The organism is Devosia marina (genome assembly GCF_009758415.1).
Lineage (GTDB): Bacteria > Pseudomonadota > Alphaproteobacteria > Rhizobiales > Devosiaceae > Devosia > Devosia marina.
This window is the reverse complement of record NZ_WQRF01000001.1, coordinates 1,057,498-1,083,013: the sequence shown is the minus strand read 5'-3', so window position 1 is coordinate 1,083,013 and position 25,516 is coordinate 1,057,498. Positions and strand designations below refer to the sequence as shown.

Below are 25,516 nucleotides of genomic sequence, written 5' to 3'. Positions count from 1 at the left end.
TGCTCTGTCTTCCCTCTACGCCAGAAATGGCAACTTGTGAATGGAACTCGAAGGGGCTGCGGCGTTGTGGCCAAGACGCCTCCCAGGCCGCCGAGCCGGGTGCAATAACCGGGCACCGGAGCCGAGGGCCTGGCTTGGTGCCGCTGCTATGGCCCTCGAGATAAAGCCTTTGGCTTGGCTGACCGAGGCGGTCAGTGGCCAGCCTCTGGCGAGGCCACCTGCGACCGCGGAGGAAAACATGCAGCCCCCGCCATGAATCTCCCCCACGCCTTGCCGCTGCGCTGAAAAGCGTGTCACGCCGTCGGCGTCGACGAGCAGGTCCGTACTGCGCGGTCCCACAGCGTGTCCCCCTTTGATCAGCACAGCCTTGGGCCCCATCGCCAGCAAGGCCCTGGCCTGAACGATCCTCGCAGTCTCGTCCATGGCAAGTGGCGAGCCAGTCAAGGCCGCAGCCTCAGGCAGGTTGGGGGTGAGCAGGAGGGTCCTCGGCAACAGCAGAGTGACCAGTGCGGCCAAAGCCTCCTCCGGGAGCAGGCGCGCGCCGCTGGTTGCCACCAGCACCGGATCAAGGACAATCCGGTTGGCGTCATGCCGGCTCAAGGTCTCGGCGACCGCGTCAATGACCTCGGCATTCCCGAGCATGCCGATCTTGACAGACGCCACCGGCAGATCGGCGAACGCCGCCTCGATCTGGGACGCTACAACTGTTGGAGGGACCGAGTGTATCGCAGACACGCCCATGCTGTTTTGCGCCGTCACCGCTGTAATCGCGCTGGTCCCGAAGACGTCAAAAGCGGCAAAGACCTTGAGATCGGCCTGGATTCCGGCGCCGCCGCCCGAATCCGAACCGGCAATGGTCAAAGCAACGGGTATCACGACGGATCGCCTTCCAGCGCGACCAGCGCCAGGTTGTGCCTGCCCATGGACTGCAACCGCCCCGCAGCGCGCAGAGCCCGCTGCCCGCTGCGGCAGCAGAGGACGATGCGGGCACCACCATATGCCGATGCCAGTTGGTCAATTTCCGTTGGGGCCAGACGAAGCGCATCTGCTCGCGGCAGGGTCGGCGCTTCAGCGACGCCGCGCAGGTCGACGACAATATCGTCGGGCACGAGGTCTGCCAGCCCGATGAACGGGGTGGCGTGCAGAGGCTCAGGACTATCGGCAAAGCTGAAGCCGCCAAATTGCAGGGTGTGGCCGTCGAAGCTGACAACCCGGCCTAATATGCCTGGCTTAAGGTCGAGCAGCACGTGAAGTGCCATATGGGCCTGGAGGCTCCCCAGTATCGATACGGCTGACCCCAGCACGCCGACGCTGGCGCAACTGCCGGCCACCGCTGGCGCATCGGGAAAGACCGCGCGATAACTTGGCGCACCGCCGCAAAAGGCGCCGACATAACCGGAGAAGCCAAGCACCGACGCACTGACCAATGGCTTGCCGGCAGCCCGGCAGCGGTCGGACAGGATATAGGTCACTGCGAAATTGTCGGCCGCATCGATGACGACGGTCGCCCTGTCGACGAGCGCGGCGGCATTGTGTGGCGTCAGGCGCTCCGGTCTGGCTGTTACGGTGATTGCGGGATTGGCTCGAAGCAGCGCCTTTCGCGCCGCCTCCGTCTTTGGCGCACCGATATCGTCCATGCCGTAGAGCGGCTGCCGATGCAGATTGGTGACGTCCACACGATCATGGTCGAGGATGACGATTTCGCCGATTCCGGCACCGGCCAGGATTTGCAGGACCGTCGAACCAAGGCCCCCGGCGCCAACCACGAGGACGCTGGCAGCGGCCAGCTTCGCCTGTCCATCGGCGCCGATTTCGGCCAGCGTCATCTGGCGGATGTAGCGATCGGTCATGTCAAAGCCTCGTTGCTGCCAGCCAGGCACCGGCCTGACCGGCTGGGTCGGGGTGGCGCACGATGTCTCCAACGACCGCAACGCAATCGGCGCCCGCCGCCAGGCAGAGTTCGGCCCGCGCCACGGTCAGCCCGCCAATGGCCACCAGCGGCCGCGCGCCCACGAGGCGCTTCCATTCTGCGATCCGCGCCAGCCCCTGCGGCGCCCAGGGCATCTTTTTGAGCTGGGTGGGATAGATGGGCCCCAGGGCCACATAGTCAGGGGACTCAATCAGGGCTCTGTCCAATTCGGCATGGTCATGGGTGCTGATGCCGAAGCGTATCCCCGCGCGGCGCAGCGCCCCCATGTCGGCCTCGGCGAGGTCTTCCTGGCCCAGATGCACGAAATCGCACCCGGTATCGATGGCCACCTGCCAATGGTCATTGATCACGAGCTGCGCACCCGCTGCCATGCATGTGGCCCTAGCTTGCTCGATCTCAGCGCGCAGCGCGGGTTCGGGACAATCCTTGATCCGCAGCTGGATCAGTTTTGCGCCCGAGGCCAGAAGACGCTCGACCCAATCCGCATCGGGCACGACGGGATAGAAGCGATCGAGCATCATGCGAGGACTGCCTTGCCCAGGACCGGGGTCGAAGGCGCCGCCATGTCGCGCGGCTCGAGGGGCGATGCGGTATGGGCAAGCCGCCCCGCGTCCACGGCGAGGGCAAAGGCTTCGGCCATGCGGACAGGGTCACCCGCCTCGGCGACGGCAGTATTGAGCAGCACCGCGTCATAGCCCATTTCCATCGCCGCTGCCGCATGCGAGGGCAGGCCGAGACCGGCATCGATCACCAGGGGTACATCGGGGAAGTGGGCGCGCAGGGCGCGCAAGCCAAAGAGATTGTTCAGCCCGCGCGCCGATCCGATCGGGGCGCCCCAGGGCATCAATACTCGGCAGCCTCCCTCGAGCAGGCGTTCGGCCACGACCAGGTCTTCGGTCGTGTAGGGAAAGACCTCGAACCCGTCCTCGCCCAGGATACGTGCAGCTTCCACCAGCCCGAAGACATCGGGCTGGAGGGTATCGGCCTCGCCGATCACTTCGAGCTTGATCCAGGTCGTGCCGAAGAGTTCGCGAGCCATGTGGGCCGTGGTTACGGCCTCCTTGACCGAATGACAGCCAGCCGTATTGGGCAGGACGCGGAGGCCCAGCTCGCCTATAAGCGACCAGAAAGCCTGGCCGGCCCGCTGGTCGCCGCCTTCGCGCCTGAGCGACACAGTGACGATTTCGGCCCCCGAGGCGCGCACTGCCGCCTCGAGGATTTTGGGCGAGGGATAACGGGCCGTGCCCAGCAGCAGCCGGGAGGACAGCGTGACACCATAAAACTCCATGCCTCAGCCTCCCTGCATAGGGGCGAGCACTTCGAGACTGTCGCCATCGTATAATTGCGTGTCCGCGCGCCGGGCCGCCGGCACGAACCGACCGTTAACGGCGGTGGCGATGACCGCGTCCTTGTAGCCCAGTGCATCAAGCGCCTCGTCGAGGCGGCTGGCGGCAAGCTGCTTCTCGGCGCCGTTAAGCCGAATTCGCATGCAGAAGCTCCGTGTCGAAATGGGGGGCAAAGGCCGCGCCGGTGGCAATCCGCGCGAGGGCCGGGGCAAGCAGGAAGCCGTGGCGGAAGAGGCCATTGACGCGAATGACGCGTCCCGTTCGCTCCACCCGGGGAAGATTGTCGGGAAGGGCAGGGCGGAGATCTGCCCCAAGCTCGAGAATTTCCGCCTCCCCCAGCGCCGGATGGAGGGTGAAGGCAGCCCCCAGCAAGTCGAGCATGGAGCGCACGCTGACCGGGCCCCGTGCCTCGCTTTCGAGCATGGTCGCACCCAGCATGAAGACGCCTTCGCCGCGCGGAACCAGATAGATCGGCAGGCGTGGATGCAAAAGGCGCACCGGCCGGGACAGCGACAGACTGCGTGAGCGGATCAGCGCCATCTCCCCGCGAACGCCGCGCAGTGCTGGCATGTCGATCCGCCCGCCAAGCCCCCGGCAATCAAAGACCAGATCGCCCCGCGCCGCTGCGGGCTCGAGTTCGGTGTCGAACCGGATGGCGACGCTCAGAGCTGCCAACCGCTCCACCAGCTCCGCCAGCGCGAGGCGCGGATCGAGATGTGCTTCGCCGGGGAAGTGGAGGCCTTTGCGGAAACGACCGGCCAGGTCAGGTTCCAGGGAAGCTATCTCGGTCTCGTTGAGCCACCGGTACCGCTCGGTGGGCTGGGCAAAGCGATCGAGTTCCGCCAGGTCGCGCCCAGGCGCAACCACCAGCGTGCCTTTCGACACAGTGGCGGGGAAGCGTTCACGCCACCAGTCAATGGATTGGGCGCCAAGACGGCCGACCACGGCCTCGCTCGATGCCATTTCGCACCACGGCGCAAGCATGCCCCCGGCATGCCAGGAACAGCTCCCCGGCCCGAGCCCCGCATTGCGGTCGAACACCTCCACCGCAAGGCCTCGCTCGGCCAAGGTCAGGGCGGTCGTCAGCCCGGCGACGCCTGCCCCGATCACTGTTGCCCGCAGGGGAGCGCGGCTAATCGAGCGGGACATAGACCTTCCCCCCCTGGTCGAGGAACTCGCGCGACTTCTCCGCCATGCCACCCTCGCGGGCGGCCATGTCGCGGATATCCTGCGTGATCTTCATCGAGCAGAATTTGGGCCCGCACATCGAACAGAAATGGGCGGTCTTGTGCGCCTCCTTGGGCAGGGTCTCGTCATGGAAGCTGCGTGCCGTATCGGGGTCGAGCGAAAGGTTGAACTGGTCTTGCCAGCGGAATTCAAACCGGGCCTTTGACAGCGCATCGTCACGCAACTGCGCCGCCGGATGTCCCTTGGCCAGATCGGCCGCATGCGCCGCGATCTTGTAGGTGATGATGCCGGTCTTGACGTCATCGCGATTGGGCAGGCCCAGATGTTCCTTGGGCGTTACGTAGCAGAGCATGGCCGTACCGAACCAGCCGATCATGCCGGCGCCGATAGCCGAGGTGATGTGGTCATAGCCCGGCGCAATATCGGTGGTCAGGGGCCCCAGCGTATAGAATGGAGCCTCGCCGCATTCGCGCAGCTGCTTGTCCATATTCTCCTTGATCTTGTGCATCGGGACGTGCCCCGGCCCTTCGATCATCACCTGGCAACCCTTGTCCCAGGCGATCCTGGTCAGCTCGCCCAGCGTTTCGAGCTCGGCGAACTGCGCTGCGTCATTGGCATCGGCAATCGAGCCAGGGCGCAGGCCATCGCCCAGGGAAAACGACACGTCATACCTGGCCATGATATCGCAGATGTCGCCGAAGCGTTCGTAGAGGAAGCTTTCCCTGTGGTGGGCAAGGCACCAGCCGGCCATGATGGAGCCGCCGCGCGAGACAATGCCGGTGACGCGCCTGGCGGTCAGCGGCACATGGGCCAGGCGCACGCCGGCATGGATGGTGAAGTAATCGACACCCTGCTCGCATTGTTCGATGAGCGTGTCGGAGAACACGTCCCAATCGAGCTTGGCGGGGTTGCCGTTGACCTTTTCGAGCGCCTGGTAGATCGGCACCGTGCCGATCGGGACGGGCGAATTGCGGATGATCCATTCGCGGGTGGCGTGGATGTTGCGGCCGGTCGAGAGATCCATGACCGTGTCGGCGCCCCAGCGGATGGCCCAGACCAGTTTTTCCACCTCTTCCTCGACTGAGGACGACACGGCGGAATTGCCGATATTGGCGTTGATCTTGACCAGGAAATTGCGCCCGATCACCATCGGCTCGATTTCGGGATGGTTGATATTGGCCGGAATGATCGCCCGGCCGCGGGCGATCTCGTCGCGCACGAATTCCGGCGTGATGAAAGGCGGAATGGCCGCGCCGAAACTGTTCCCATCGGCGAGGCGAGCCTCGGCGCCCTCCAACATCTGCTGGCGCCCCAGATTCTCCCGCTCGGCGACGAAAATCATCTCCTTGGTGATGATGCCGGCGCGCGCATAGTCCAGTTGGGTGACCGGCCGCCCGGCCCTGCCGCGGAGCGGCTGATGGGCGAGGGGGAAATGCGCGACGGCCCGTTCCGGGGATACATGGCCGTCGTCTTCGGGCCTGATGGCGCGGCCCGCATAGGGTTCCGCGTCGCCACGCTCGGCAATCCAGTTTCCGCGCAGGCGCGGTAGGCCGCGCTTGAGATCTATGGCGATGGCCGGATCGGTATAGGGGCCGGACGTGTCGTAAACGCGAAACGCCGGGGCGTTGGGATCGTCGATGGCGATCTCGCGAAAGGGCACGCGGATATCGGTGGCGAGCGGGCTGCTCGCATAGATCTTACGCGACGCGGAAAGCGGTGTGGTGGATATGCCATTGGCGCTCAGCGCCTCGGCGTTGATGGTCTTGTTCACGATGGGTCTCCATGTTTTCTCGTGAAAACGGAAACCCGGGCGCAGCTCTGGTGGCGGATACGATCCCGTCCCTTCGCCGGCATTACCCGGATCAGGTTCAAAGGGTTCGGCCTCTCAGCCATCTCAGACCAGACTCTTGCGAACCTGGACACCCCTCGGACGTCCGCGAGAAGACGGCATCGTCATGCCAATGTCAACCCGTCAACTCCGCCTTGCCAACAGCGCGGCTCGGGGGGTATACGCACCGAGTCTGGTGCCCGCTTCGGCGGGAGAATCGGGAACGCGGTTGAAATCCGCGACGTGCCCAGCGCTGTGCGGGGGACCTGTCGGGCATATGCCACTGGCGCAAGCCGGGAAGGCGTCCGCCGGGGATGATCCCAAGTCAGAAGACCGGCCAGATGACCTCTTGAAGCTGGCTGGACCCCAGCTCCTGTGTTTTTTTCAACAGGGGCAATGTCATGCCGGACACCACCGATCAGCCTGCGTTTCAACCACACTTTGCCGCGGGCGGACCATTTTCCGACGCCGAGCGCGCAGCGGTCTATCGCGCCATCTATAGCCGGCGGGATGTGCGCGGCCAGTTCCTGCCCGATGCAGTGGGCGACGAGGTCCTGATGCGGATCCTGGATGCCGCACACCATGCGCCCTCCGTGGGCTTCATGCAGCCCTGGAATTTCCTCGTGATACGCGATGCCGAGAAGAAGCGGCGGGTTGCCGAAATCTTTGCGCGCGCCAATGACGAAGCGGCATCGATGTTCCCCCAGGATCGTCAGGACGCCTATCGGGCCCTCAAGCTTGAGGGAATCACCAGCGCGCCGGTCAATATCTGCGTGACCTGCGATGGCACACGCGGCGGCCCGGTCGTCTTGGGCGCCACGCACATGCCCGACATGGACCTGTTCAGCACGGTCTGTGCCGTCCAGAACCTCTGGCTGGCGGCCAGAGCAGAGGGTCTGGGAGTCGGCTGGGTCAGTATCCTCAAGGAGCACGAGGTCAAGGTGGTCTTGGATATCCCCGAGCCGATCCGGCTGGTCGCTTACCTTTGCGTCGGCAGAGTCGATAGCTTCTTCGCATCACCTGAACTAGAGCAGAAGGGATGGCGGATGCGTATCCCGCTGGCGGACCTGGTTTTTGAGAACCGCTGGAATGCGAAGGGTGGCTGACTAGCGTCGCCGGTGGTTCCTAAAGCCCCAGTAAACGTCAATGATGGAAACGGCCATAAACGCATAGTGCGGGCTATGATAGGCCGTTCGTCCTTCATCAAGTAACCGAGGACCGCCACAACAAGGGACGGGAGGCCCCGCCGCCTGTCTTGAGTCTCTCAAGACACCATATTGGCAGTACCAGCATCTCCCTTTCCCGGCGCAGGCTCTTGCACTCCGGTGCTGGCTGCGGCTATCGCAATCCGGCGCAGGTCTGTTTTGCCTGACCGCAGGAGAACTCAATGTTATCTCGTCTTGATACGCGGCGGCGGATCGAGGGCCTTGCCCTGTTTGCCGCTTTCGCCTTAACTGTTCCACTCGCCAACTGGATGATCGGCAATGTGGGAACTGTCTGCCCTCCCGATGGCCCATGCTTGATTCCCGTCGCTCCGGGACTTTTGGCGCCGAGCGGTGTCATGGTGGCAGGACTCGCCTTTGTGCTGCGGGATCTGGTGCAGCGGCGCCTCGGCCTGGCTTGGACCATTACTGCAATTGCCTTTGGGGCTATATTGTCGGTGCTGGTCGCCCCGCCTGCTTTGGTGTTTGCCTCAGTGGTTGCGTTTCTTGTTTCAGAGCTGGCCGACCTGGGTGTTTATACTCCATTGCAGCGCCGAGGCCTGGTGCTGGCTGTCGTCGCCTCGAGCATGGTCGGCTTGTTTCTCGACACCCTGATCTTCCTGCAGCTGGCATTCGGCAGTATTGAGCTGATGTGGGGGCAGATCGTTGGCAAAGGCTTGATGGTTCTGGTCGCCATTCCCTTCATCTATTGGCTACGCTCATATGATGAGCGGCAGGAACGGCAACTCGCTGGAGCACTGGCATGACCGACTTCTCTCTTCAAGTCACGCAGCTTGGTCGTGAGACCAAGGCGGCAGACAGCCCCGAACTCGCCATTCTGGAGCGCGTGCCCAATCCACAGGCCGATACAGACTATGTCGCGCGGTTTACGGTGCCGGAGTTTACTTCTCTGTGCCCTGTGACAGGTCAGCCAGATTTTGCCCATCTGGTCATCGACTATGTTCCGGGCGACTGGCTGGTGGAGTCCAAATCGCTCAAGCTCTACCTGACGTCGTTCCGCAACCACGGCGCCTTCCATGAGGACTGCACAGTATCGATCGGACGCCGGCTGACGAGCCTGCTGGAGCCCCGATGGCTCCGGATCGGAGGGTACTGGTACCCGCGTGGTGGCATCCCAATCGATGTGTTCTGGCAGACTGGCATTGTACCACAACATGTCTGGCTTCCCGAGACAGGTGTGCCGACCTATCGCGGGCGCGGATAGGAACTGCCTCTTTTCAGCGCTAAGCTGTGACCGACGACACTGCTCCCGAGCTATCCATCCGCTCAGGACGTCCGTTCGCTCAATGTCCGCTCCTTGATGAATGCGTCTAGGAGCGGACTGGCGACAACGGCCAGCATCACGGCAAAAGACCTTCCTTCCGGGGTCAAAAGCTCTCTTGCTAACACAAGTTCGCCTGCGCCCGGAAAGCTTCGCCGATGATCGAGCGGCCCAGCTTGACGTAGATGATGTCGCTGAGGCCCCGGCCACCGCCGGCCTTGGCCTCGCCCATGCTCATGGTCTGGACGCCGCTGCGACGCAAAGATCGGCACGCCGAATCGCGTCGAGAGACGCGCTAGGAAGGGAAACCCCTGCCATGACTGCACGGTCTGCAGGACCGGCACGGTCTCGAAATCTGCCGCCGGGCGTGAAAAGAAGATCTGCGCCGCTTGCTGGGCACGGCCATGGTCCAAAAACGAACCGTCAACAGGCCCTGCCGACTTTAAAGAACGGCAGGGCCGCATCGCTCGATACTAGAGGCTAGTCGCCGATCGCGTCGAGTGCTCGAAGGGCTTCCAGGCAGGCAGCCGCGGCTTCGCGGCCCTTGTTGTGCTCGTCCTTGCGGCTGCGCAGGATGGCCTGCTCGTCGGTATAGGTGGTCAGGATGCCGAAGGTGATGGGCTTGCCTGTTTCGAGCCCGGCCTGCATCAGGCCATGAGCGGTGGCCTCACTGATATATTCGAAATGGGCCGTATCGCCCTTGATGACACAGCCCAGGCAAATGACGCCGTCGAAGCCGGACTGCGCGAGCCGCCTGGCGATGAGCGGAATTTCGAAGGCGCCTGGCGCTGAATAGATGTTGTCCGGCGCGACCGAAACACCATTCTCGGCGAGATAGGCTAGTGCGCCATCGCGCAGCCCATGGGTGACCTCCAGGTTAAACTGGCTGACGACGATGGCAAGGCGGGGTGCGTTTTCAGGCATTCTGGTTCTCATGGTCCTGGTGGGTGAAGGTGTGGCCGAATTTGTCCCGCTTGGTCGCGAGATAGCGCCAGTTATAGGGATTGGCCGGGATTTCGAGCGGCACGCGCTCGGCGACGTGGATGCCGAATTTTTCGAGGGACAGGGCTTTGTCGGGATTGTTCGACAACAGCCGCAGACGGTCGATACCGAGCGAGTGCAGGATCTGCCCGGCAATGCCGTAGTCGCGGGCATCGGCGAGAAAACCCAGCGCGGTATTGGCCTCGACGGTGTCGTGCCCCAGGTCCTGCAGGGCATAGGCGCGGATCTTGTTGGCAAGCCCAATGCCGCGGCCTTCCTGACCGCGCAGGTAGATCAGGGCGCCGCCGTCACCGGTGGCGATCTGGCGCAGGGCCTCCTGCAGTTGCGGCCCGCAATCGCATCGAAATGATCCGAGCGCGTCCCCGGTCAGGCATTCCGAATGCAGGCGCACCAGCGGTGTACGCCCCAAAGGACTACGGAGCAGCGCCAGATGCTCGGTGCCGTCCAGCCGGCTACGAAAGGCGCGGACCTCCAGGGGAAGCGGGGAGTGTTCGGTGGGCAGTTCGGACCGCGCCACTTCGTCCACCAGTGTTTCATTGGCGAGGCGATGGGCGATAATGTCCCTGATAGTGAGAATGGGCAGCTTGTGCTCCCGGGCAAAGACCTCGAGATCGGGCCGTCGCGCCATTTCGCCATCGTCCCGCATGACCTCGCAGATGACGCCCGCGGGCCGCAGCCCGGCCAGTCGCATGAGGTCGATCGCCCCCTCGGTATGGCCATCGCGCGCCAGGACGCCATTGTCGGCGGCCCGCAGCGGAAAGACATGGCCCGGAGAGGCGATGTCGCCAGAACGGACGTCGGGAGCCGCTGCAACCTGGATCGTCCGGGCCCGGTCATGCGCGGAAATGCCGGTGGTGATCCCGTCGACGGCCTCGATGGAAACGGTGAAGGCGGTCGAGCGGCGGGCCCGGTTGTTGGCCACCATTGGGGGTAGGCCGAGCCGGTCCACCTGTTCGCCCGTCAACGCCAGGCAGATGAGGCCTCGTCCATGACGGGCCATGAAGTTGATCGCCTCCGGCGTCGCAAATTCGGCGGCAATGACCAGGTCGCCTTCGTTCTCGCGATCTTCGTCGTCGACCAGGATCACCATGCCGCCATTGCGCAACTGGGTCAGGGCTTGAGATAGGGCAGGCATAGCCGCTCCACATATTTGGCCATGACGTCGACCTCGACATTGAGGGCGTCGCCGATGGCGAGGGTTTTCAAGTTGGTGTGCTCCCAGGTGTGCGGGATGATGGTCACGAGCACCGCGATGCCGTCGTCCCGGTCATCGAGGCCATTGATGGTGAGGCTGATGCCGTTGAGGGCGATGGAGCCCTTTTCGACGCAATAGCGTCCCAAGGCTGAGGGCAGCAGGAAGACGTGCCGATAGGCGCCGTCGGCCTCGATCCGCTCGATCAGCTGCGCCAGCCCATCGACATGGCCCTGCACCAGATGGCCGGAGAGCCTCGTGTCGAGGGTAACCGCGCGCTCCAGATTGGCGTATTGGCCCACTGCCAAGCCACCCAGATTGGTGCGCGCCAGGGTTTCGGGGCTGATGAAGAAGCGGGCAAGGCCGTTTTCATCGAACTGGGTGACCGTCAGGCACACGCCATTGACGGCGATGCTCTCACCCAGCGCGAGGTCCGGCCAGCCGCTGTCGAGTTCGATTTCCAGCGACCCGCCGCGGGACGCGGCCATTCTCACCCCCGCCAGTTTTTCAATGATGCCCGAGAACATCTCTTTCCTTTCCTTGTGAATAAGATTGGGGAGCCGGCTGGCAGCGAACGGTCACCCGGTCGGTGCCATCAGCATTGGCGGCCTGTTCGATCAGCACGTGCTCGTCCCAGAGACCTGCCGACAGCATGTGCGTCGTTACGGTCGGGCCGGCTTCGACCAGCACCTCCATGCCCTTGGCAGCGCCGATCGTTTGCAGCGCTTCATGCACGTCATCGGCCAGATGCACCGAAAAGCCACGTTGTCGGGCAGCGTCCATATAGAGCTCAGGAATGCGCCGACGCCTGTCCAGAAGAACCAGCATGCGATGCTTGTCCGGATGGTCGGGGATCAGGCGCACGGTGAATAGCGGGTCATCCGCTAGCACCGTCCCGGAACCCGTGAGAATGGCGTCGGCCCGGCGCCGCAACCTATGTGCCAGTTCCAGCGATGCGATGCTGGTGAAGGTCTTTTGTCCGACCGCGGGCACCATGCTGCCTAGGGACGAGATGGCCTGCTTGATCGTGATGAAGGGCAACCCCATCCGGACGCGCTTTGCGAACGGTGCGATGAGGCGTTCCGCCTCGGCCAACACGAAATGGGCGGATGGATGGTCCAGCTCCGAGAGGAAATTTACCCTGAGACCGGCCGCGCGCAGGCGTTCGGCGCCGCCCCCCTTCACTTGGGGGTTCGGATCGCGGCATGCGATCCATACCTGTCGTGCACCCGTTGCCAGGATGGCCTCGGCACAGGGTGGCGTGCGGCCGTGGTGATTGCAGGGCTCGAGCGTCACCACGACGGTGTGGACTTTATCGGCCAGGCCAGCGGCATGGGTCTGGGCGATGGCCTCGGCCTCGGCATGGGGCAGACCGGCCCGCCGATGCGCCCCGCTGGCCAGTTCCCGCCCATAGGGGTCGAGCAACAGGCAGCCGACGGGCGGATTGGGCGCCGTGGCTCCTTCATGTGCCCTCGCCAGTTCCAGCGCGCGAGAAAATGCGTGCAGGATGAGCTGCGGCGAAAGTTCGGGATTGAGTATGTCTGCGTCTTTGTTCATGCCCGTCTCGTCGTCAATTCAGACGAGTTCCAGGGCAAATGACGACAAGCACGCGCCCTCCGATGATAGGAAAGCGCGCTTCGACAATCATTGGTTCTCTTCCATCCGGACTATACCGTCGGCCCCGGAATTACACCGGGTCTGCTGACCCCATCCCGAAGGATGGGCGCTCGCGGGCTGATGTGCACAAAGACACAATTACCGCCGGTGGGGAATTTCACCCCGCCCTGAGAACTCTCCGCCATGAATAAGGAGGCAGGGCGGGCAGATCAAGTGGGCACAAAGGCGTAACCTGCGCACGAAACGAGGCGCACCGGCAATCGCTCTCGCCATTGAGCGCGATCGGCATCGGCCGGCCGCGCCAGATTTCAGGCTATCGCAAGACCTTGCGCAGGCTGGTTGCCAACCGGTCGCGGCTATAGGGTTTGCCGAGCAGCTCGATGCCTGGATCGACGCGGCCGTCGTATTCGATGGCGTTCTCGGTATAACCAGAAGTGAACAGGACCTTGAGGTCGGGCCGCAAGCCCTGCGCCATTTTGGCGAGGTCAGCGCCATTGACGCCACCGGGCATGACAATGTCGGTGAACAGCAGCGTGACGTCGGGATTGGCCGCGAGCAGTTCCATGGCCGGGGTCGCGGCGGTCGCCTCCAGGACGCGATAGCCCAATCCTCCGAGTAGGCCCGAGACGTGACGGCGGACCATGGCATCATCCTCGACAACCAGGATCAATTCGCTGCCGCCCTCGGGCGCCCGGCGCGCTGAGTCCTCGGGCGATGCCGTCAGGACCTGCATGGACTTGCGGAAATAGAGACTGATCGAGGTTCCGTGGCCCAGCTCGGACCGGAGCCGGATGTGCCCGCCTGATTGCTTGACGAAGCCATAGACCATGCTCAGCCCCAGACCCGATCCCTTGCCGATCTCCTTGGTGGTGAAAAAGGGCTCGAAGACCTTGGACAGCAGGTCAGGGGCGATGCCGTGGCCGGTATCGGATACAGTCAGCACCACATACTGCCCGGGCGCGACATCGGCAGCAACCGCCTGGATGGTGTCGAAGGTCGTGTTGGCCATGCTGATCGTAAGGCTGCCGCCATCGCCCATGGCGTCGCGGGCGTTGATGGCCAGGTTGAGAACAGCGCTTTCCAGCAGAGCCGGGTCGATTTCGACCGCCCATAAGTCGTCCGGCCGGCTGACCTGGACATCGATGTGCTCGCCCAGTGTGCGTACCAACATGGCTTCCATGCCGGCGATCAGGTCGCCGAGGTCGAGAAGGCGCGGTTGCAGGGGCTGTTTGCGCCCAAAGGCCAAAAGGCGGCTCGTGAGCTCGGCCCCCCTTTGAGCGGCCGTCGAGATCATTTCGGCCAGCAGGTGCGGCTGCGTACCCCTCTCCAGCGCATCGCAGAGCAGCTCGGCACTGCCCAGTATGACGGTCAGGAGGTTATTGAAGTCGTGCGCGACACCGCCTGTGAGTTGGCCCATGGCTTCGAGTTTCTGCGCCTGCCGCAAGCGGCCTTCGAGTTCACGCCGCGGGGTGACATCGAGCATGCTGCCCACCATCCGCACCGCCCTGCCACTCTCGTCTCGAATGACGGATCCGCGGTCGATGATGCTGAGAGCATAGCCGTCATGGTGCAGGAACCGGTATTCGCTGAGCCTGGCGGCCTGTCCGGTCTGCTCCGCCAGGGGCACGAATATATCAGGGCCGCAAACGAGCGTGTCGCCGCGAGTCCAGCGCGCCAGCGCCTCGTAGCCGATCAAGCCGCCGTCGCTGCATCTCACCTTGGGCTGAAAAACCGGGCCGATCTCGCCTTCCGACAATGCGCGCGCCAGGTCTTGGCTGGACGGTGTCGAATTGGGTGACGGCATGACCAGTCTGAGCTTTGGCGTGGCGTTTCCCGTCTCGAGCAACGTGGAAAGAGCGCTGCGGCTGAACGGCTTGGACAGGGCGCCCGCGATTGGGAGCTCATGCTGTTTTGCCGAACGCTGGGCGGCGTCCAGCACCCGGCGATCGACGCCACTGACAATGATCAGCGTCGCCTGGCAGCCCATCTCTGCCAGCCGCTGGATGACCTCGACACCATCGATGCCGGGCATGACCAGGTCGAGCAGAATGTGGCTGGGACCCCATTCAGAGACTTGCGTGAAGAACTCATTGGCGGTCCGGCAATAGGCGCTTTCGGCACCGATGGACGCGGCCATCATCCGCACCGTTTCGCCGACAAGCGGATCATCATCGAGGATCAGCAAGCGCAGGTGGGGACCCTGAAGGGCACCGTCCGATCCTGGGCTGAGCGGCAGGAGGCCGAGCGTGCCGCCTGGCGTGCGCCGGGCGTCGTCAAGGTCGACAATCGCATTGTGGTCAGTCCCTGACGCCGAAGCCGGCGCGCGCCCCAAAGGTGAAGATCATGTCCTCATCCACAGTCCCACCAGAATCATCGGGGCGCGCGCCACAACACGGTGAGCATGGCCTGCGCGGCACCACTCGGGGAGAAGCAAACGACCCGATCGACGAGGCCAGCGACGAGTCCTTTCCTGCCAGCGATCCGCCCGCGTGGATTTATCGGGAGCCTCATCCCGGAAGAATAGAGCCGTTGGCGCCGCACGAAGAAGACCGGAACCCTGCTGTCCCGCGAACGGCGCCTCTCAATCCACAAATCCTGCCAGTGGAGGGTCAAATGACCTGGTTCAAATTGGGCGACGCGGCTCTGTCGGATGCCAGGAACTTGATGCTTGCAGGCAATTGGTGGATCGTCGCGCTGCGCGGTGTGCTCGCCATCCTCTTCGGCATCGGTGCCTTTGTCCTCCCCGGAGCGACGATACTCGCGCTGGTGGCCGTGTTCGCCGCCTTTGCCATCCTGGACGGTGCCCTCAGCATCGCGCAGGCCGTTCGCGGCGCCCGCAGGCAAGAGCGCTGGGCCTTGCTTCTCCTCAACGGCCTGGTCGGAATAGCGATCGGCGTAGCCGCGGCAATCTGGCCCGATATCAGCATACTGGCCTTCGTCTTCATCATGGCAGCCTGGGCATTGATGTCGGGAGCCGTGATGCTGGGAACGGCGATTTGCCTCAAGACCAGCCACGGACGCTGGTTGCTGATCCTGGGTGCCATCGTGTCGATTCTGTATGGCGGCCTGCTGTTTGTCAGCCCCTTCCTTGGAGCGCTGGTCCTGACCTGGTGGATCGGCGCACACGCATTGGTGCTCGGCGTCATCTAGATCAGCCTGGCCTTCAGGCTCAGGCCGCCGCCTGAATGCCGCCACAGGCCTTCACGGCCTGGCTTCAATCATCTTCGCGTCCAAGTGATCGCATGGCATCAGTTATCAATGGGCCACAGCTCAGCAGGCTACCGCGCTGACTGCCAGTTCGCTGTGCGCATCGCTGAAAGTCCGCATGGTCCTTGACTGCACCCCATGCGCAGGTCGCGCCATTCATCATCTGTAGAACGTCTGCTTGAAGTTGTCTGGGACCAACAGCTGACAGACCGCAAGCGGCCCCGCTTAAGGCGCTGACGCGGAAGATTGCAGGGCAGGGGGCTTCAACAACCCGACGGGCAGATGCGCGCCCATCTCCATCACCACGGCATGTTCTCACCATCGGTATTCAAGTATCGACCGTTGTCGGCGGCGGTTGCGTTCTCGATCGTGCTCTTGACCTTGAACGCTGCTTCCCCTGCCAGCATTGGTGCGTCAGATCCTCCCATGGTGGTGCGCATCCAACCGGGATGGACCATGAGGACGCAAACGCCTTGCGACGACCAGTTCATCGCCAATCCACGCATTAGGCTATTCACCGCCGCCTTCGAGGAGCAGTAATCGTAGGCGGTGCCAGGATGGTTTGATACCGACCCCCAATCGCTCGAGATAGTGACAAGCTTGCTCGTCCCTGCCAGGGCAAGACTGGTACGAAGGGCAAAAGAAACCCGAGCAGGTCCGAGGGTGTTCACTCGGAGGGTGGTCTCCCAATCTTCAAACGAAACGCGCTCCGGCACGGACCACTTCCTAAAGTGAACGCCGGCGTTGTTTATCAAGACATCGACGACCTTTCCGTCAAACCTATCAGCGAATGCCGCCACCGAACCGTCGCGGGTGACGTCGAGAGCGAAAATCGAGATTTGTTCATGCTGCTCGCCAAGAGCCCTGATCGCAGGGGTATTGGGATTGAGACAGCCCGCCACGACGTGGTGACCTTCCTCCGCATAAAGGCGGGTGAGTTCGAGGCCGAGGCCTTGCTCGGCGCCCGTGATAACAATCATTGCCATGTCGCCCTCCTACCGAGCCAGGCTTGCTTGTGCGTAGATCGCATCGATGGTGGCCATGTTCCCTACCGGATCGGTGCCCTCCGTAGGCAGTGCACTTCCCTCAGCCAAAGCTGAAACAACCGCCGCCAACTGGTAGTCAAAGGTGGTCCCGCCGCCGATCGTGTATTGACGAGGTATTCCATCGACGGTCTCGATGATCGTGTGGCCGCGATGGGGCAAAAGGCTATTCTCGGCAATGATCGTGCCGCGGTCGCCTTCGATGGTGAAGCGTGCGTAATACTGCCATCCGTCGGTCATCCTACACTCAATGCGGGCTTCGACGTCGGAAGGAAACCGCAGGGTAGCAACGACCTCCTCGTCGTATCCGGCGGGGTCCAAGACCGCATCGACATCGGTCACCGTGGGTTCCTCCCCCGTGAGGGATCGGCACCAATGTATGGGGTAGCAGCCGAGGTCCATGAGGGCGCCACCACCCATTGACGCTATCCGTCGAAATTCGCCTTCGATGCGCGGAATGGTGTGATTGAAGATCGCGTCGAGGTTTCGAACTTTCCCGACCCGCCCGGCATTCACCTGCTGCTGAAGATGTAGAAAGACGGGGTGGTATCGGTCATGAAATGCCTCGATAATTCGCCGGCCACTCCTCTTCGCGGCCTCGTTCATGCGCCGCGCTTCGTCCGCATTCATGGCGAAAGGCTTTTCGCAGAGAACATGCTTCCCTGCGTCCAGGGCCTTGATGGACCACTCGGCATGCAGGTGCGGCGGAAGTGGATTGTAGATCAGGTCAATGTCAGGATCGGCAATGACGTCGTCGTAGCTGTCGTAGACGCGTTCAATGCCATACTGAGAGGCAAGTGGTTGGGCTGATCCAGCCCTTCTTGCTGCTATAGCAAGCAGCCTAATATCGTCGCGACGCGCAGCCGGCTCCGCAAGAGCCCAAGGGACTATACGCGATGCTCCCAGTATCCCAATTCGCAACACCGTTTGCCTCCTCCTAGAAAACGATTGCTCTAGGGTTGGAGGTAAAAGTGGCAGGAGTCAAGAAAACGATTTCTTAGACATTGGTCGCATGTGAGGATTCGCCCTAGAGCGGAACCCGAGCTGAATGAATCGGTTCGGGTTTCCAAATCATTTGGTTTCTGATTCATCGTGTTTGCCGGGGCGAGGAGGCCGGCGAACATGTCGAAAGCTCTCTCGCTCGATCTCAGGACGCGTGTTCTTGCTGCTGTAGCTGGCGGGCTCAGTCATCGGCAGGCTGCTGAACGTTTTGAGGTGAGCGCGGCAAGTGTGAGCCGCTGGAGGGCGCGTGAACGCGAACAGGGAGCGCCTCTGCCAAAGGCACTGGGCGGCGATCGACGGTCGGGGCGTATCGATGCCTGCAAGGCGCTGATCCTGTCGCTGTTGGAGGAAACGCCCGACATCACCATCGAGGAGTTGCGTCAAGCGCTTGGTGAACGCGGCCACCGCTTCGGTTTCGGTACGATCCAACGCTTCTTCGTGCGCCACGCCATCACGCGAAAAAAAAGACGCTCCATGCAACCGAGCAGGACCGACCCGATATCCTGAGGCAACGGCAAGACTGGTTTGAGGGCCAGCTTGATCTGGATCCGGCCCGGCTTGTGTTCATCGATGAAACATGGGCGAAGACAAACATGGTTCGCACTCATGGGCGGGCGCCTCGAGGGGAACGACTGCGGGCCGGCACGCCTCATGGTCACTGGCGCACAACCACCTTCGTCGGTGCGCTGACCCTGCGCGGCATGATCTCTCCCTTTGTTCTCAACGGGCCGATCAACCGTATCGCGTTTGAAGCCTATGTCGAGCAGGTTCTCGTACCTGAACTACGGCCTGGAGACATCGTCATCATGGACAATCTTTCCAGCCACAAGGGGACACGAACCTGCGAATTGATTGAGGCAGTCGGCGCATCGCTCAAGTTCCTGCCGCCCTACAGCCCCAACTTCAATCCGATCGAGAACGCCTTTTCCAAACTCAAGGCCATGCTGCGCAAAGCCGCCGAGCGAACCGTCGATGCACTCTGGAACAGGATTGGAAATCTGGTTGAAACCTTCACGCCAAAAGAATGCGCCAACTACTTCGCTGCCGCTGGATACGATGCAGACTGATAGGATTCCGCTCTAGTCGGGCGCTGGGCCTGTGCTCTGTCTGATAAGCAGGCGTGTCTGCAGCGTTTTGACGATGCCTTTTTCGCCCGATTTCTTGAATTCGATGAGGGCCTCGGCGGCCATCTGGCCCATCTCCCTAGCGGGCACGTCGATGGTGGTGAGTTCCGGCTCAACGACATGCGCGATTTCGAGATTGTCGAAACCGATGATCGATACATCTTTGGGAACGCTTATTCCCGCGGGCCCGCAGTACTTGACTGCACCTACCGCCAAAATATCGCTGCCGCAGAACACGGCGGTTGGGCGGGGGTGCGTCTGCATAAGCGAGCGCATGGCTGCGCCGCCAGCATCTATCGAATAGGGGGCTTCCAGAACAACGACATTATCGCGGCTAATCCCAGCCTCCATGATTGCATCGAGATAGCCGTCGCGGCGGAGCCGGGCTCGGTCGTTGTGCTGAGTGAGACCGGCGATCATGCCGAAGCGGCGGTGTCCCAATTCGAGCAGATACTTCGCGGCCGATATGCCTGATGCATAGTTGTCAAAACCAACCGCACCGCTCGCATCGCCTGGCGTGTCAGTGTATGTCAAAATCTGAGACACACCTGCGCGCGCAAGTGTCTCAACGGTCTGCGTTTGGTGCTCTGCGCCAACAAGGATGATGGCCTCGACTCCACGTGCAACCAAGAGGCGGGCTTGGCTGCGCTCGCGCTCTAAATCGTATCCCGAAGTGTTGATGATGACGGACGTCCCCGCCTGCGCGAGGCGGTCTTGAAGGCCGTCGACCATCTTGGCGTAAATGGCGTGGTCGAGGGTGGGGATGATTACCCCTACGAGGTGCTTTGTCTGAGCACGGAGCGCGCGGGCAGAATTGTTTGGCACGTAACCGAGCTGCGCCGCTGCTGCCAGCACGCGCTCGCGTTCAACTTCCCCTACCGTCGGGTTTCCGTTCAAGGCTCGAGATGCTGTCGCCAGCGAACATCCGGCGCGTAGCGCGACGTCCTTCAATTTGACAATCTTGGCTTCGGAATTCGCCAGCTTGGTGGAGGGCATGATGTTCTCCGCGTCGAGATTGATCACTATGGTTCTAAAGCCGCGCGCGCAAGGGCCAAGAAATCGGTTTCCAGACCAATCGCTTCGTCGTTCGGCGTCAATCTCGCCGGAATCTGCCGAACTGCCGATGACAACGCAGAAGCGGTTGACCATTTCGAGCATATCTGAGAGAACGATTTCTTAAAAGCTCTATCACGAACATTGTTTTGACTGAATTGCGGGGTTTTCTTCCTGAAGTTGCGAAGAAAACGATTTCGCAAGCTGGGAGGGTCGGATTGGATATCCAGTGGGACTTCATAGTCGTCGGTGGCGGTTCGGCGGGTTGCGTGCTCGCAAACAGGTTGAGCGAGGATGGCAGAACCCGTGTTCTTCTGCTTGAGGCGGGCTCAAGAGATTGGCATCCCATGATCCACATCCCCGGCGGGCTCGGGAAGCTCTTCGGGAAGGGCGTTAATTGGCGCTTTCACACTGTACCGCAAAAGCACCTCGACAATCGAGAGGTCTGGTATCCGCAGGGTCGAACCTTGGGCGGGTCCAGCTCAATCAACGCCATGGTCTATATCCGCTGTCAGAAGGAAGACTATGACGGCTGGGCCGCGATGGGCAACGAGGGGTGGTCCTACGAGGACGTCCTACCCTATTTCGTTCGATCGGAAGACAACGACAGGCTGGTCAATCATTACCACGGCACAGGCGGGCCGCTGTGGGTTTCGGATCAGCTGTCACCTCACGCTATTTCCCGGGCTTTCGTGAAGGCAGCTCAGGAAGAGGGTCTTCCCTTCAACTCAGACTTCAATGGCGAGACCCAATACGGCACCGGCTTCTATCAGGTGACATGTCGTAGCGGGCGCCGCCGGTCTTCGGCCGTCTCGTTTCTAAGGCCCGCAAAGGGTCGCCCCAATCTGAGGGTCGTCACCGGCGCCCAGGTGTCTAGGATCGTATTCGAAGGAAAGCGCGCCGCTGGGGTGGAATACCTATCTGGTGGCAAGAGGAGTTTTGTTAAGGCAGGGCGAGAGGTTGTAGTCTCCGCTGGTGCGATCAACTCCCCCAAACTTTTGATGCTGTCAGGAATAGGTTCGGCGACCGAGCTGAAATCGCTTGGCATTAATCCGGTGCACGACCTCCCAGGCGTCGGAAAGAACTTGCAGGATCATGTCTGCACGAACGTTCACCTGCAGACACGAGATCGGCTTGGTTACGACGGACAGGACAAGTTTCCGCGATCAATTCCTCACGGCATCCAATGGATGCTTTTCCGAAGCGGTCCGGCCGCCGCCGTAATTGTTGAGGGGGCGTGCTTCGCGACCACTCCAGGCGAGACGCGCCCAAACCTGCAAATTCACGTTGCGCCCGCGACCGTCGTGCGTGGCGGCCAGACCCAGATTGAGGGGCACGGCTTCACAGTCAATTCCACCTTCCTGCGGCCGAAGAGCCGGGGGTCTGTGCGTCTTCGGTCAGGGATAGCGGGCGACGATCCGCTCATCGATCCGAACTACCTTGCTGATCCCTACGATCGTGAGATGGCCATCGCTTCGGTCAGAAAGATCCGCTCGATCCTCGCTCAACCAGCCATGGGGGCCGTACTCGAACATGAGCGGCTGCCAGGCAGTGCGGCGCAGACCGATGCGGAGATCATGGACTACGTCCGCCAATATGCTTGCTGCGACTATCACCCGGTCGGCACCTGTAAAATGGGGTCGGACGATGCCGCCGTCGTCGACTCGAGGCTCAGGGTCCGGGGTGTCGAGGGGCTGCGCGTCATCGACAGCTCGGTGATGCCTGTCTTGCCCAGCGGGAACACGAACGCTCCGACGATCATGATCGGAGAAAAGGGCGCCGACCTGCTTCGCGCCACACACCACTAACCCAAACCGACAATCGATTGGAGTTCACCATGAACGAATTCTCGAGGCTTTCCGGCCCGCCGCAGCAACCCAAAAGGCTCGGTCTTTTCATCAATGGCCAATACACTGAACGCGCCAACATGGAGTATCTCCCGCGGTCGAGCCCAGGCTACGGCGTCGACGTCTCAGAAGTGGCGCTTGGCACCGTTGACGATGTCAACGATGCCGTCGCAGCGGCCCGTGGCGTATTCGAGCGAGGTTCGTGGTCCCGCATGCCGGGCGCAGATCGTGCCCGCATTCTGGTGAAAGCCGCATACCTCATTCGCGAACGGGCCGAAGAGCTCGCCTATTGGGAAACGCTTGAAGCAGGCAAGCCAATCTCGCAGGCTCGCGCCGAAATCAACGACGGCGCGGGTCACTACGAATATTGCGCCGGTCTCGCCCAGACGCTTCACGGCCAAACCTTCAATACCTATGGCGATGATCTATTCGGTCTGGTGATCCGCGAGCCAGTCGGGGTCGTGGGTCTCATCAACCCCTGGAATTTCCCTTTCATCGTCCTCTCAGAGCGCATTCCGTACATCCTGGCGTCGGGAAATTCGGTCGTCGTGAAGCCGTCGGAGATGACGTCCTACACAACGCTGGCTCTCGCCGATATTCTCCGGGAAGCCGGCCTTCCTGACGGCGTCTACAATGTGGTTACCGGTACCGGCCCTGTAGTTGGACAGGCCTTGGCCGAGCACCGCGATATTGACGTCATCAGCTTCACCGGCTCCACCCGTACCGGCGAAGCTATCGTCCGTGCGAGCACGACGAACTTCAAAAAGACCAGCTTGGAACTCGGTGGCAAAAACCCCCAGATCGTTTTTGCTGACTCCGACCTGGAAGATGCAGCCGATGGCGTGGCGTTTGGGCTTTGCTTCAATGCTGGACAGTGCTGCGTCAGCGGTAGCCGACTGGTCGTCGAAGAAAAGGTCCATGATGAGTTCGTTGCCCTATTGGCAGAGAAGCTGAAGCGCGTTCGCATTGGCGACAGCTTTGACGAAGCGAGCCAAATGGGTGCAGTCGTCTCGACCCAGCACCGCGACAAGATCGAGAGCTACCTCACCCTCGCTCAGGAAGAAGGTGGTCAAATCGCTTTCGGCGGCGAGCGTCTGAACATCACCGAGGGCGGCCGCTTCCTTCGTCCTGCGCTTCTTGTTGGCATCAAAAACAATATGCGTGTGGCTCAAGAGGAAATTTTCGGCCCGGTTCTGAGTGCGCTGACTTTCCGCACCGAGGATGAAGCGGTGCAGATTGCCAACGATTCCCCGTATGGTTTGGCCGCCAGCATCTGGACGAAGAACATCGACAAGGCGCTGGGCATGATCCGTCGCGTCAACGGTGGGCGCACCTGGATCAACACCACCATCGCGGGCGGTCCTGGGCAGCCGCTCGGCGGCTACCGCCAGTCTGGCGTCGGTCGTGAGGCGGGCCTCACGGGCGTCGAGGAGTACACAGAGGTGAAGTCGGTTCACGTCGGCATCGGCAAGCGGAACCACTGGATTTCGTAAAAGAAGAGGGCGCCGCGGATAACCGCGGCGCCCTTTCTGTTTGACCTGATTGTCTCAAGCCTTCTTGCGACTGTAGGACGACGCCGGCGCTGACGAAGCCCGGTCGAAGCGCACCGAATTCCGATCCGGCCCGATGGAATTGTTGGCGCGAAGTGATTCAAGGTCGCCGTCAGAATACCCGAGTTCCCGAAGGACTTCTCCGGTGTGTTCGCCGGGGGCAGGGGGGCGACGTGTCAGCCCCGGCACCTTGCCGTCATACTGGACCGGGTGAGCAAGAACGCGAACGCGACCGACTTCGGGGTCGTCATATTCGATAACAGACTGGTTTGCAGCGACCTGAGGATCCGCCAAGACCTCATCGTATTCGCGCACCGCGGCGTACCAGACGCCATGGCCTTCAAAGATTTCCTGCCATTGGGCGGTTGTCTTGGTTTTCATGTGCTCGACGACGCGGGAATTGACCTCCTCGCGGTGATCGAACTGATCGTCGCGAGTCCAGGACGCGAACTTTTCGTCCTCGAAGGCTTTTGCCAGTGTTGCCCCATCCGACAGCGACATGGTCAGCCAGCCGTCGGAGGTTTGATACGTGCCGTAGGGCGCCTGGTGAAAGCGGGAGCCGACGCCCGAGGCGCTACGATCCCAGAGCTTTGCACCATTGAGGTGATAATTCAGCGGTTCAAGCTGCAGATTGAGGGCCGCAGAGAGCAAGTTGCTATCCACCTTGACGCCTTCACCAGTGGCATTGCGCTGCAAGAGAGCTGCCAGAATGCCGAGGGCTCCTAGGGTCGCAGCGTGCTGATCCACGATTGCAGTGCCGACGGGCATCGGCGGATCCTCAGCTCGCCCAGTGAGCATGGCGAGGCCACTCAGAGACTGGATCAAGAGATCCTGACCAGGCTTTGACTTGGCGGGACCCGTCGACCCGTAGCCCGTCAGTGAGCAGTAAACGATCCGGGGGTTGCGCTTCTTGACCTCTTCGTAGGAGTACCCTCGCCGATCGAGGGTGCCGGCACGGAAATTCTCGACCAGAACGTCGGCTGACTCGATTAGCTTCCAGAGGGCATCGCTTCCCTCGGGCGTGCTCAGGTCGATCTCCACGCTCCGCTGATTGCGGCCGGCCATTAGGAAGAAAACGCTCTGGTCGTCGAGATAGGCTTTTGCGCCAGACCAATGCCTTTCATAGGCGCCGCCGATCCGCTCGACCTTGATGACGTCGGCGCCAAGGTCGGCAAGGTATTGGACGCAGGAAGGACCCTGCAGATAGTGCGTCAGGCTCAAGACACGGACTCCTGAAAGGGGTGCGGTCATTGGCGGGGTCTCCTTGGTGCGGTGAATTCGGGTTTGCGTTTGGCGAAGAAGGCATCGATGCCCTCCTCGATGTCGGGGCCTGTGAAGACAGCATGGCTGTCGGCGAGAGTCCGGTCTGTGGCGGCCCTGGTGTCCTGCAACAGGGAGTCGCGAACACCCGCCTTGATGAGAGAAAGGGCGAGGGCGGGGCCCTTTGCGATAGCGCTGGCAAGTGCAAGCGCGGCCTCTAGGGTGTTGCCGGCCGGGGCAATCCGGTTCACGAGGCCCACACCCAACGCGTAGCTGGCGTCGACGAGATCGCCAGTGTAGAGCAACTCCATGGCTACGGATGGGCCAACAAGGCGAGGGAGACGGAAGACGCCCCCGCTACCCGGGAAGACTCCCAGCTTAACTTCGGGAAATCCGATCTTGGCTTTCTCGTCGATGATCCGGAGATCGCACGCGAGAGCTATCTCGGCTCCGCCGCCAAGAGTTGTACCGTTTAATGCGGCGATCACTGGCATCGGGAGCTGCTCGATGGCGGTGAAGGCGGTGTTTTCTTTCGATAGCTTCTTGTCGACTACCTGGTCGCGAACGTCAGCGAATTCCTTGATATCGGACCCCGCACAAAACGCGCGATCGCCGGCACCGGTAATAATGACAACCCGAACCTTGTCGTCAGCGGCCAGGCGACCGCAAGTTTCGACCAGTTGATCCAGGGTCGTCAGGGTGTTCAGATTTAGAGGGGGATTGCTCAGGGTGAGTATGGCGATTCCGTCGGAACGCACCTCTGTCTCCACCAATTGTGGCTGTGTCACTTTTCCTCCTCGAATGGTGACGCGATAATTTGAGAAAACGATTACCAGCAAAACG

25 protein-coding genes and 3 riboswitches are annotated in these 25,516 nt (G+C 61.9%); of the genes, 8 read left to right on the top strand and 17 right to left on the bottom strand.

Annotated elements, in window-relative coordinates:
- Nucleotides 1–15: 15 nt before the first annotated feature.
- The 7 genes from thiD to thiC are packed head-to-tail and all read right to left on the bottom strand — an operon-like array spanning nucleotide 16 to nucleotide 6,223.
- Nucleotides 16–876: a bifunctional hydroxymethylpyrimidine kinase/phosphomethylpyrimidine kinase gene (gene thiD / locus GO014_RS05130; protein ID WP_343030777.1), complete on the bottom strand. Its 861-nt coding sequence runs from the start codon at nucleotides 874–876 to the stop codon at nucleotides 16–18.
- Nucleotides 873–1,850, bottom strand: coding sequence for a HesA/MoeB/ThiF family protein (locus GO014_RS05125; protein ID WP_157289342.1), 978 nt, complete (start codon nucleotides 1,848–1,850; stop codon nucleotides 873–875). The genes thiD and GO014_RS05125 overlap by 4 nt, the downstream gene beginning before the upstream one ends.
- A gap of 1 nt (nucleotide 1,851) precedes the next feature.
- The gene (locus tag GO014_RS05120) at nucleotides 1,852–2,451 is read right to left on the bottom strand and encodes a thiamine phosphate synthase (protein WP_157289341.1); all 600 of its coding nucleotides are present in this window, start codon (nucleotides 2,449–2,451) and stop codon (nucleotides 1,852–1,854) included.
- Nucleotides 2,448–3,218, bottom strand: coding sequence for a thiazole synthase (locus tag GO014_RS05115; protein WP_157289340.1), 771 nt, complete (start codon nucleotides 3,216–3,218; stop codon nucleotides 2,448–2,450). The genes GO014_RS05120 and GO014_RS05115 overlap by 4 nt, the downstream gene beginning before the upstream one ends.
- 3 nt (nucleotides 3,219–3,221) lie before the next feature.
- Nucleotides 3,222–3,419, bottom strand: coding sequence for a sulfur carrier protein ThiS (gene thiS, locus GO014_RS05110; protein WP_157289339.1), 198 nt, complete (start codon nucleotides 3,417–3,419; stop codon nucleotides 3,222–3,224).
- The gene (locus GO014_RS05105) at nucleotides 3,403–4,398 is read right to left on the bottom strand and encodes an FAD-dependent oxidoreductase (protein WP_157289819.1); all 996 of its coding nucleotides are present in this window, start codon (nucleotides 4,396–4,398) and stop codon (nucleotides 3,403–3,405) included. Before GO014_RS05105 ends, thiS begins: the two co-directional genes overlap by 17 nt.
- Nucleotides 4,399–4,408: 10 nt before the next feature.
- Nucleotides 4,409–6,223: a phosphomethylpyrimidine synthase ThiC gene (gene thiC / locus GO014_RS05100; protein ID WP_343030841.1), complete on the bottom strand. Its 1,815-nt coding sequence runs from the start codon at nucleotides 6,221–6,223 to the stop codon at nucleotides 4,409–4,411.
- Between the two features lie 63 nt (nucleotides 6,224–6,286).
- Nucleotides 6,287–6,401: riboswitch (TPP riboswitch) on the bottom strand.
- Nucleotides 6,402–6,469: 68 nt separating this feature from the next.
- Nucleotides 6,470–6,648, top strand: a riboswitch (cobalamin riboswitch).
- 45 nt (nucleotides 6,649–6,693) lie between these two features.
- Here thiC and bluB point away from each other — a divergent pair.
- The 3 genes from bluB to queF all read left to right on the top strand — a co-directional run bounded on the left by bluB (nucleotide 6,694) and on the right by queF (nucleotide 8,719).
- A complete protein-coding gene (gene bluB, locus GO014_RS05095) occupies nucleotides 6,694–7,398 on the top strand; it encodes a 5,6-dimethylbenzimidazole synthase (protein WP_157289338.1) in 705 nt (234 codons plus the stop codon).
- A gap of 281 nt (nucleotides 7,399–7,679) precedes the next feature.
- Nucleotides 7,680–8,261, top strand: a complete 582-nt coding sequence (locus GO014_RS05090) for a VUT family protein (protein WP_067458722.1) — start codon at nucleotides 7,680–7,682, stop codon at nucleotides 8,259–8,261.
- Nucleotides 8,258–8,719, top strand: a complete 462-nt coding sequence (gene queF / locus GO014_RS05085; protein ID WP_067458719.1) for a preQ(1) synthase — start codon at nucleotides 8,258–8,260, stop codon at nucleotides 8,717–8,719. Before GO014_RS05090 ends, queF begins: the two co-directional genes overlap by 4 nt.
- A 537-nt stretch (nucleotides 8,720–9,256) precedes the next feature.
- Here the strand turns inward: queF and ribH are convergent.
- The 5 genes from ribH to GO014_RS05060 all read right to left on the bottom strand — a co-directional run bounded on the left by ribH (nucleotide 9,257) and on the right by GO014_RS05060 (nucleotide 14,724).
- A complete protein-coding gene (gene ribH / locus GO014_RS05080) occupies nucleotides 9,257–9,700 on the bottom strand; it encodes a 6,7-dimethyl-8-ribityllumazine synthase (protein ID WP_157289337.1) in 444 nt (147 codons plus the stop codon).
- On the bottom strand, nucleotides 9,693–10,913 hold the full coding sequence (gene ribB / locus GO014_RS05075) for a 3,4-dihydroxy-2-butanone-4-phosphate synthase (protein WP_157289336.1): 1,221 nt from the start codon (nucleotides 10,911–10,913) through the stop codon (nucleotides 9,693–9,695). Before ribB ends, ribH begins: the two co-directional genes overlap by 8 nt.
- Nucleotides 10,889–11,458 (bottom strand): riboflavin synthase, encoded by a 570-nt coding sequence (locus tag GO014_RS05070; protein WP_210252409.1) that lies wholly within the window; start codon nucleotides 11,456–11,458, stop codon nucleotides 10,889–10,891. The genes ribB and GO014_RS05070 overlap by 25 nt, the downstream gene beginning before the upstream one ends.
- A 19-nt stretch (nucleotides 11,459–11,477) precedes the next feature.
- Nucleotides 11,478–12,527: a bifunctional diaminohydroxyphosphoribosylaminopyrimidine deaminase/5-amino-6-(5-phosphoribosylamino)uracil reductase RibD gene (ribD, locus tag GO014_RS05065; protein WP_157289334.1), complete on the bottom strand. Its 1,050-nt coding sequence runs from the start codon at nucleotides 12,525–12,527 to the stop codon at nucleotides 11,478–11,480.
- Nucleotides 12,528–12,616: 89 nt separating this feature from the next.
- Nucleotides 12,617–12,766: riboswitch (FMN riboswitch) on the bottom strand.
- Between the two features lie 134 nt (nucleotides 12,767–12,900).
- A complete protein-coding gene (locus GO014_RS05060) occupies nucleotides 12,901–14,724 on the bottom strand; it encodes a response regulator (protein ID WP_246204376.1) in 1,824 nt (607 codons plus the stop codon).
- Between GO014_RS05060 and GO014_RS19500 the strand changes: the two genes are divergently transcribed.
- Nucleotides 14,638–14,895 (top strand): BON domain-containing protein, encoded by a 258-nt coding sequence (locus GO014_RS19500; RefSeq protein WP_342669901.1) that lies wholly within the window; start codon nucleotides 14,638–14,640, stop codon nucleotides 14,893–14,895. The genes GO014_RS05060 and GO014_RS19500 overlap by 87 nt on opposite strands.
- 35 nt (nucleotides 14,896–14,930) lie before the next feature.
- Nucleotides 14,931–15,737, top strand: coding sequence for an HdeD family acid-resistance protein (locus tag GO014_RS05050; protein ID WP_246204375.1), 807 nt, complete (start codon nucleotides 14,931–14,933; stop codon nucleotides 15,735–15,737).
- 356 nt (nucleotides 15,738–16,093) lie between these two features.
- Here the strand turns inward: GO014_RS05050 and GO014_RS05045 are convergent, their stop codons facing one another.
- Nucleotides 16,094–16,780 carry an SDR family NAD(P)-dependent oxidoreductase gene (locus GO014_RS05045; RefSeq protein WP_157289331.1) on the bottom strand — a complete coding sequence of 229 codons (687 nt, stop codon included), beginning with the start codon at nucleotides 16,778–16,780 and terminating at the stop codon, nucleotides 16,094–16,096.
- A gap of 9 nt (nucleotides 16,781–16,789) precedes the next feature.
- Nucleotides 16,790–17,761, bottom strand: a complete 972-nt coding sequence (locus GO014_RS05040) for a Gfo/Idh/MocA family oxidoreductase (protein ID WP_157289330.1) — start codon at nucleotides 17,759–17,761, stop codon at nucleotides 16,790–16,792.
- Nucleotides 17,762–17,959: 198 nt separating this feature from the next.
- Between GO014_RS05040 and GO014_RS05035 the strand changes: the two genes are divergently transcribed.
- Nucleotides 17,960–18,906 (top strand): IS630 family transposase gene (locus tag GO014_RS05035; protein WP_157289817.1). Its coding sequence is split into 2 segments (ribosomal slippage): nucleotides 17,960–18,296 and nucleotides 18,296–18,906, totalling 948 coding nucleotides; the frame shifts between segments, so codons are not numbered across the junction.
- 12 nt (nucleotides 18,907–18,918) lie between these two features.
- Here the strand turns inward: GO014_RS05035 and GO014_RS05030 are convergent.
- Nucleotides 18,919–20,112, bottom strand: coding sequence for a LacI family DNA-binding transcriptional regulator (locus GO014_RS05030; protein ID WP_179952917.1), 1,194 nt, complete (start codon nucleotides 20,110–20,112; stop codon nucleotides 18,919–18,921).
- A gap of 53 nt (nucleotides 20,113–20,165) precedes the next feature.
- Here GO014_RS05030 and GO014_RS05025 point away from each other — a divergent pair, with 53 nt between their 5' ends.
- Both GO014_RS05025 and GO014_RS05020 read left to right on the top strand, forming a co-directional pair.
- Nucleotides 20,166–21,824: a GMC family oxidoreductase gene (locus tag GO014_RS05025; protein ID WP_246204374.1), complete on the top strand. Its 1,659-nt coding sequence runs from the start codon at nucleotides 20,166–20,168 to the stop codon at nucleotides 21,822–21,824.
- 29 nt (nucleotides 21,825–21,853) lie between these two features.
- Nucleotides 21,854–23,356 carry an aldehyde dehydrogenase family protein gene (locus GO014_RS05020; protein WP_157289328.1) on the top strand — a complete coding sequence of 501 codons (1,503 nt, stop codon included), beginning with the start codon at nucleotides 21,854–21,856 and terminating at the stop codon, nucleotides 23,354–23,356.
- 54 nt (nucleotides 23,357–23,410) lie between these two features.
- On the opposite strand, the gene GO014_RS05015 is transcribed toward GO014_RS05020, so the two are convergent.
- Together GO014_RS05015 and GO014_RS05010 are read right to left on the bottom strand one after the other, a co-directional pair.
- Complete coding sequence (locus tag GO014_RS05015) at nucleotides 23,411–24,664, bottom strand: CaiB/BaiF CoA transferase family protein (RefSeq protein WP_157289327.1); 1,254 nt, start codon at nucleotides 24,662–24,664, stop codon at nucleotides 23,411–23,413.
- Nucleotides 24,661–25,461, bottom strand: coding sequence for an enoyl-CoA hydratase-related protein (locus GO014_RS05010; protein ID WP_210252408.1), 801 nt, complete (start codon nucleotides 25,459–25,461; stop codon nucleotides 24,661–24,663). Before GO014_RS05010 ends, GO014_RS05015 begins: the two co-directional genes overlap by 4 nt.
- Between the last annotated feature and the right edge of the window lie 55 nt (nucleotides 25,462–25,516).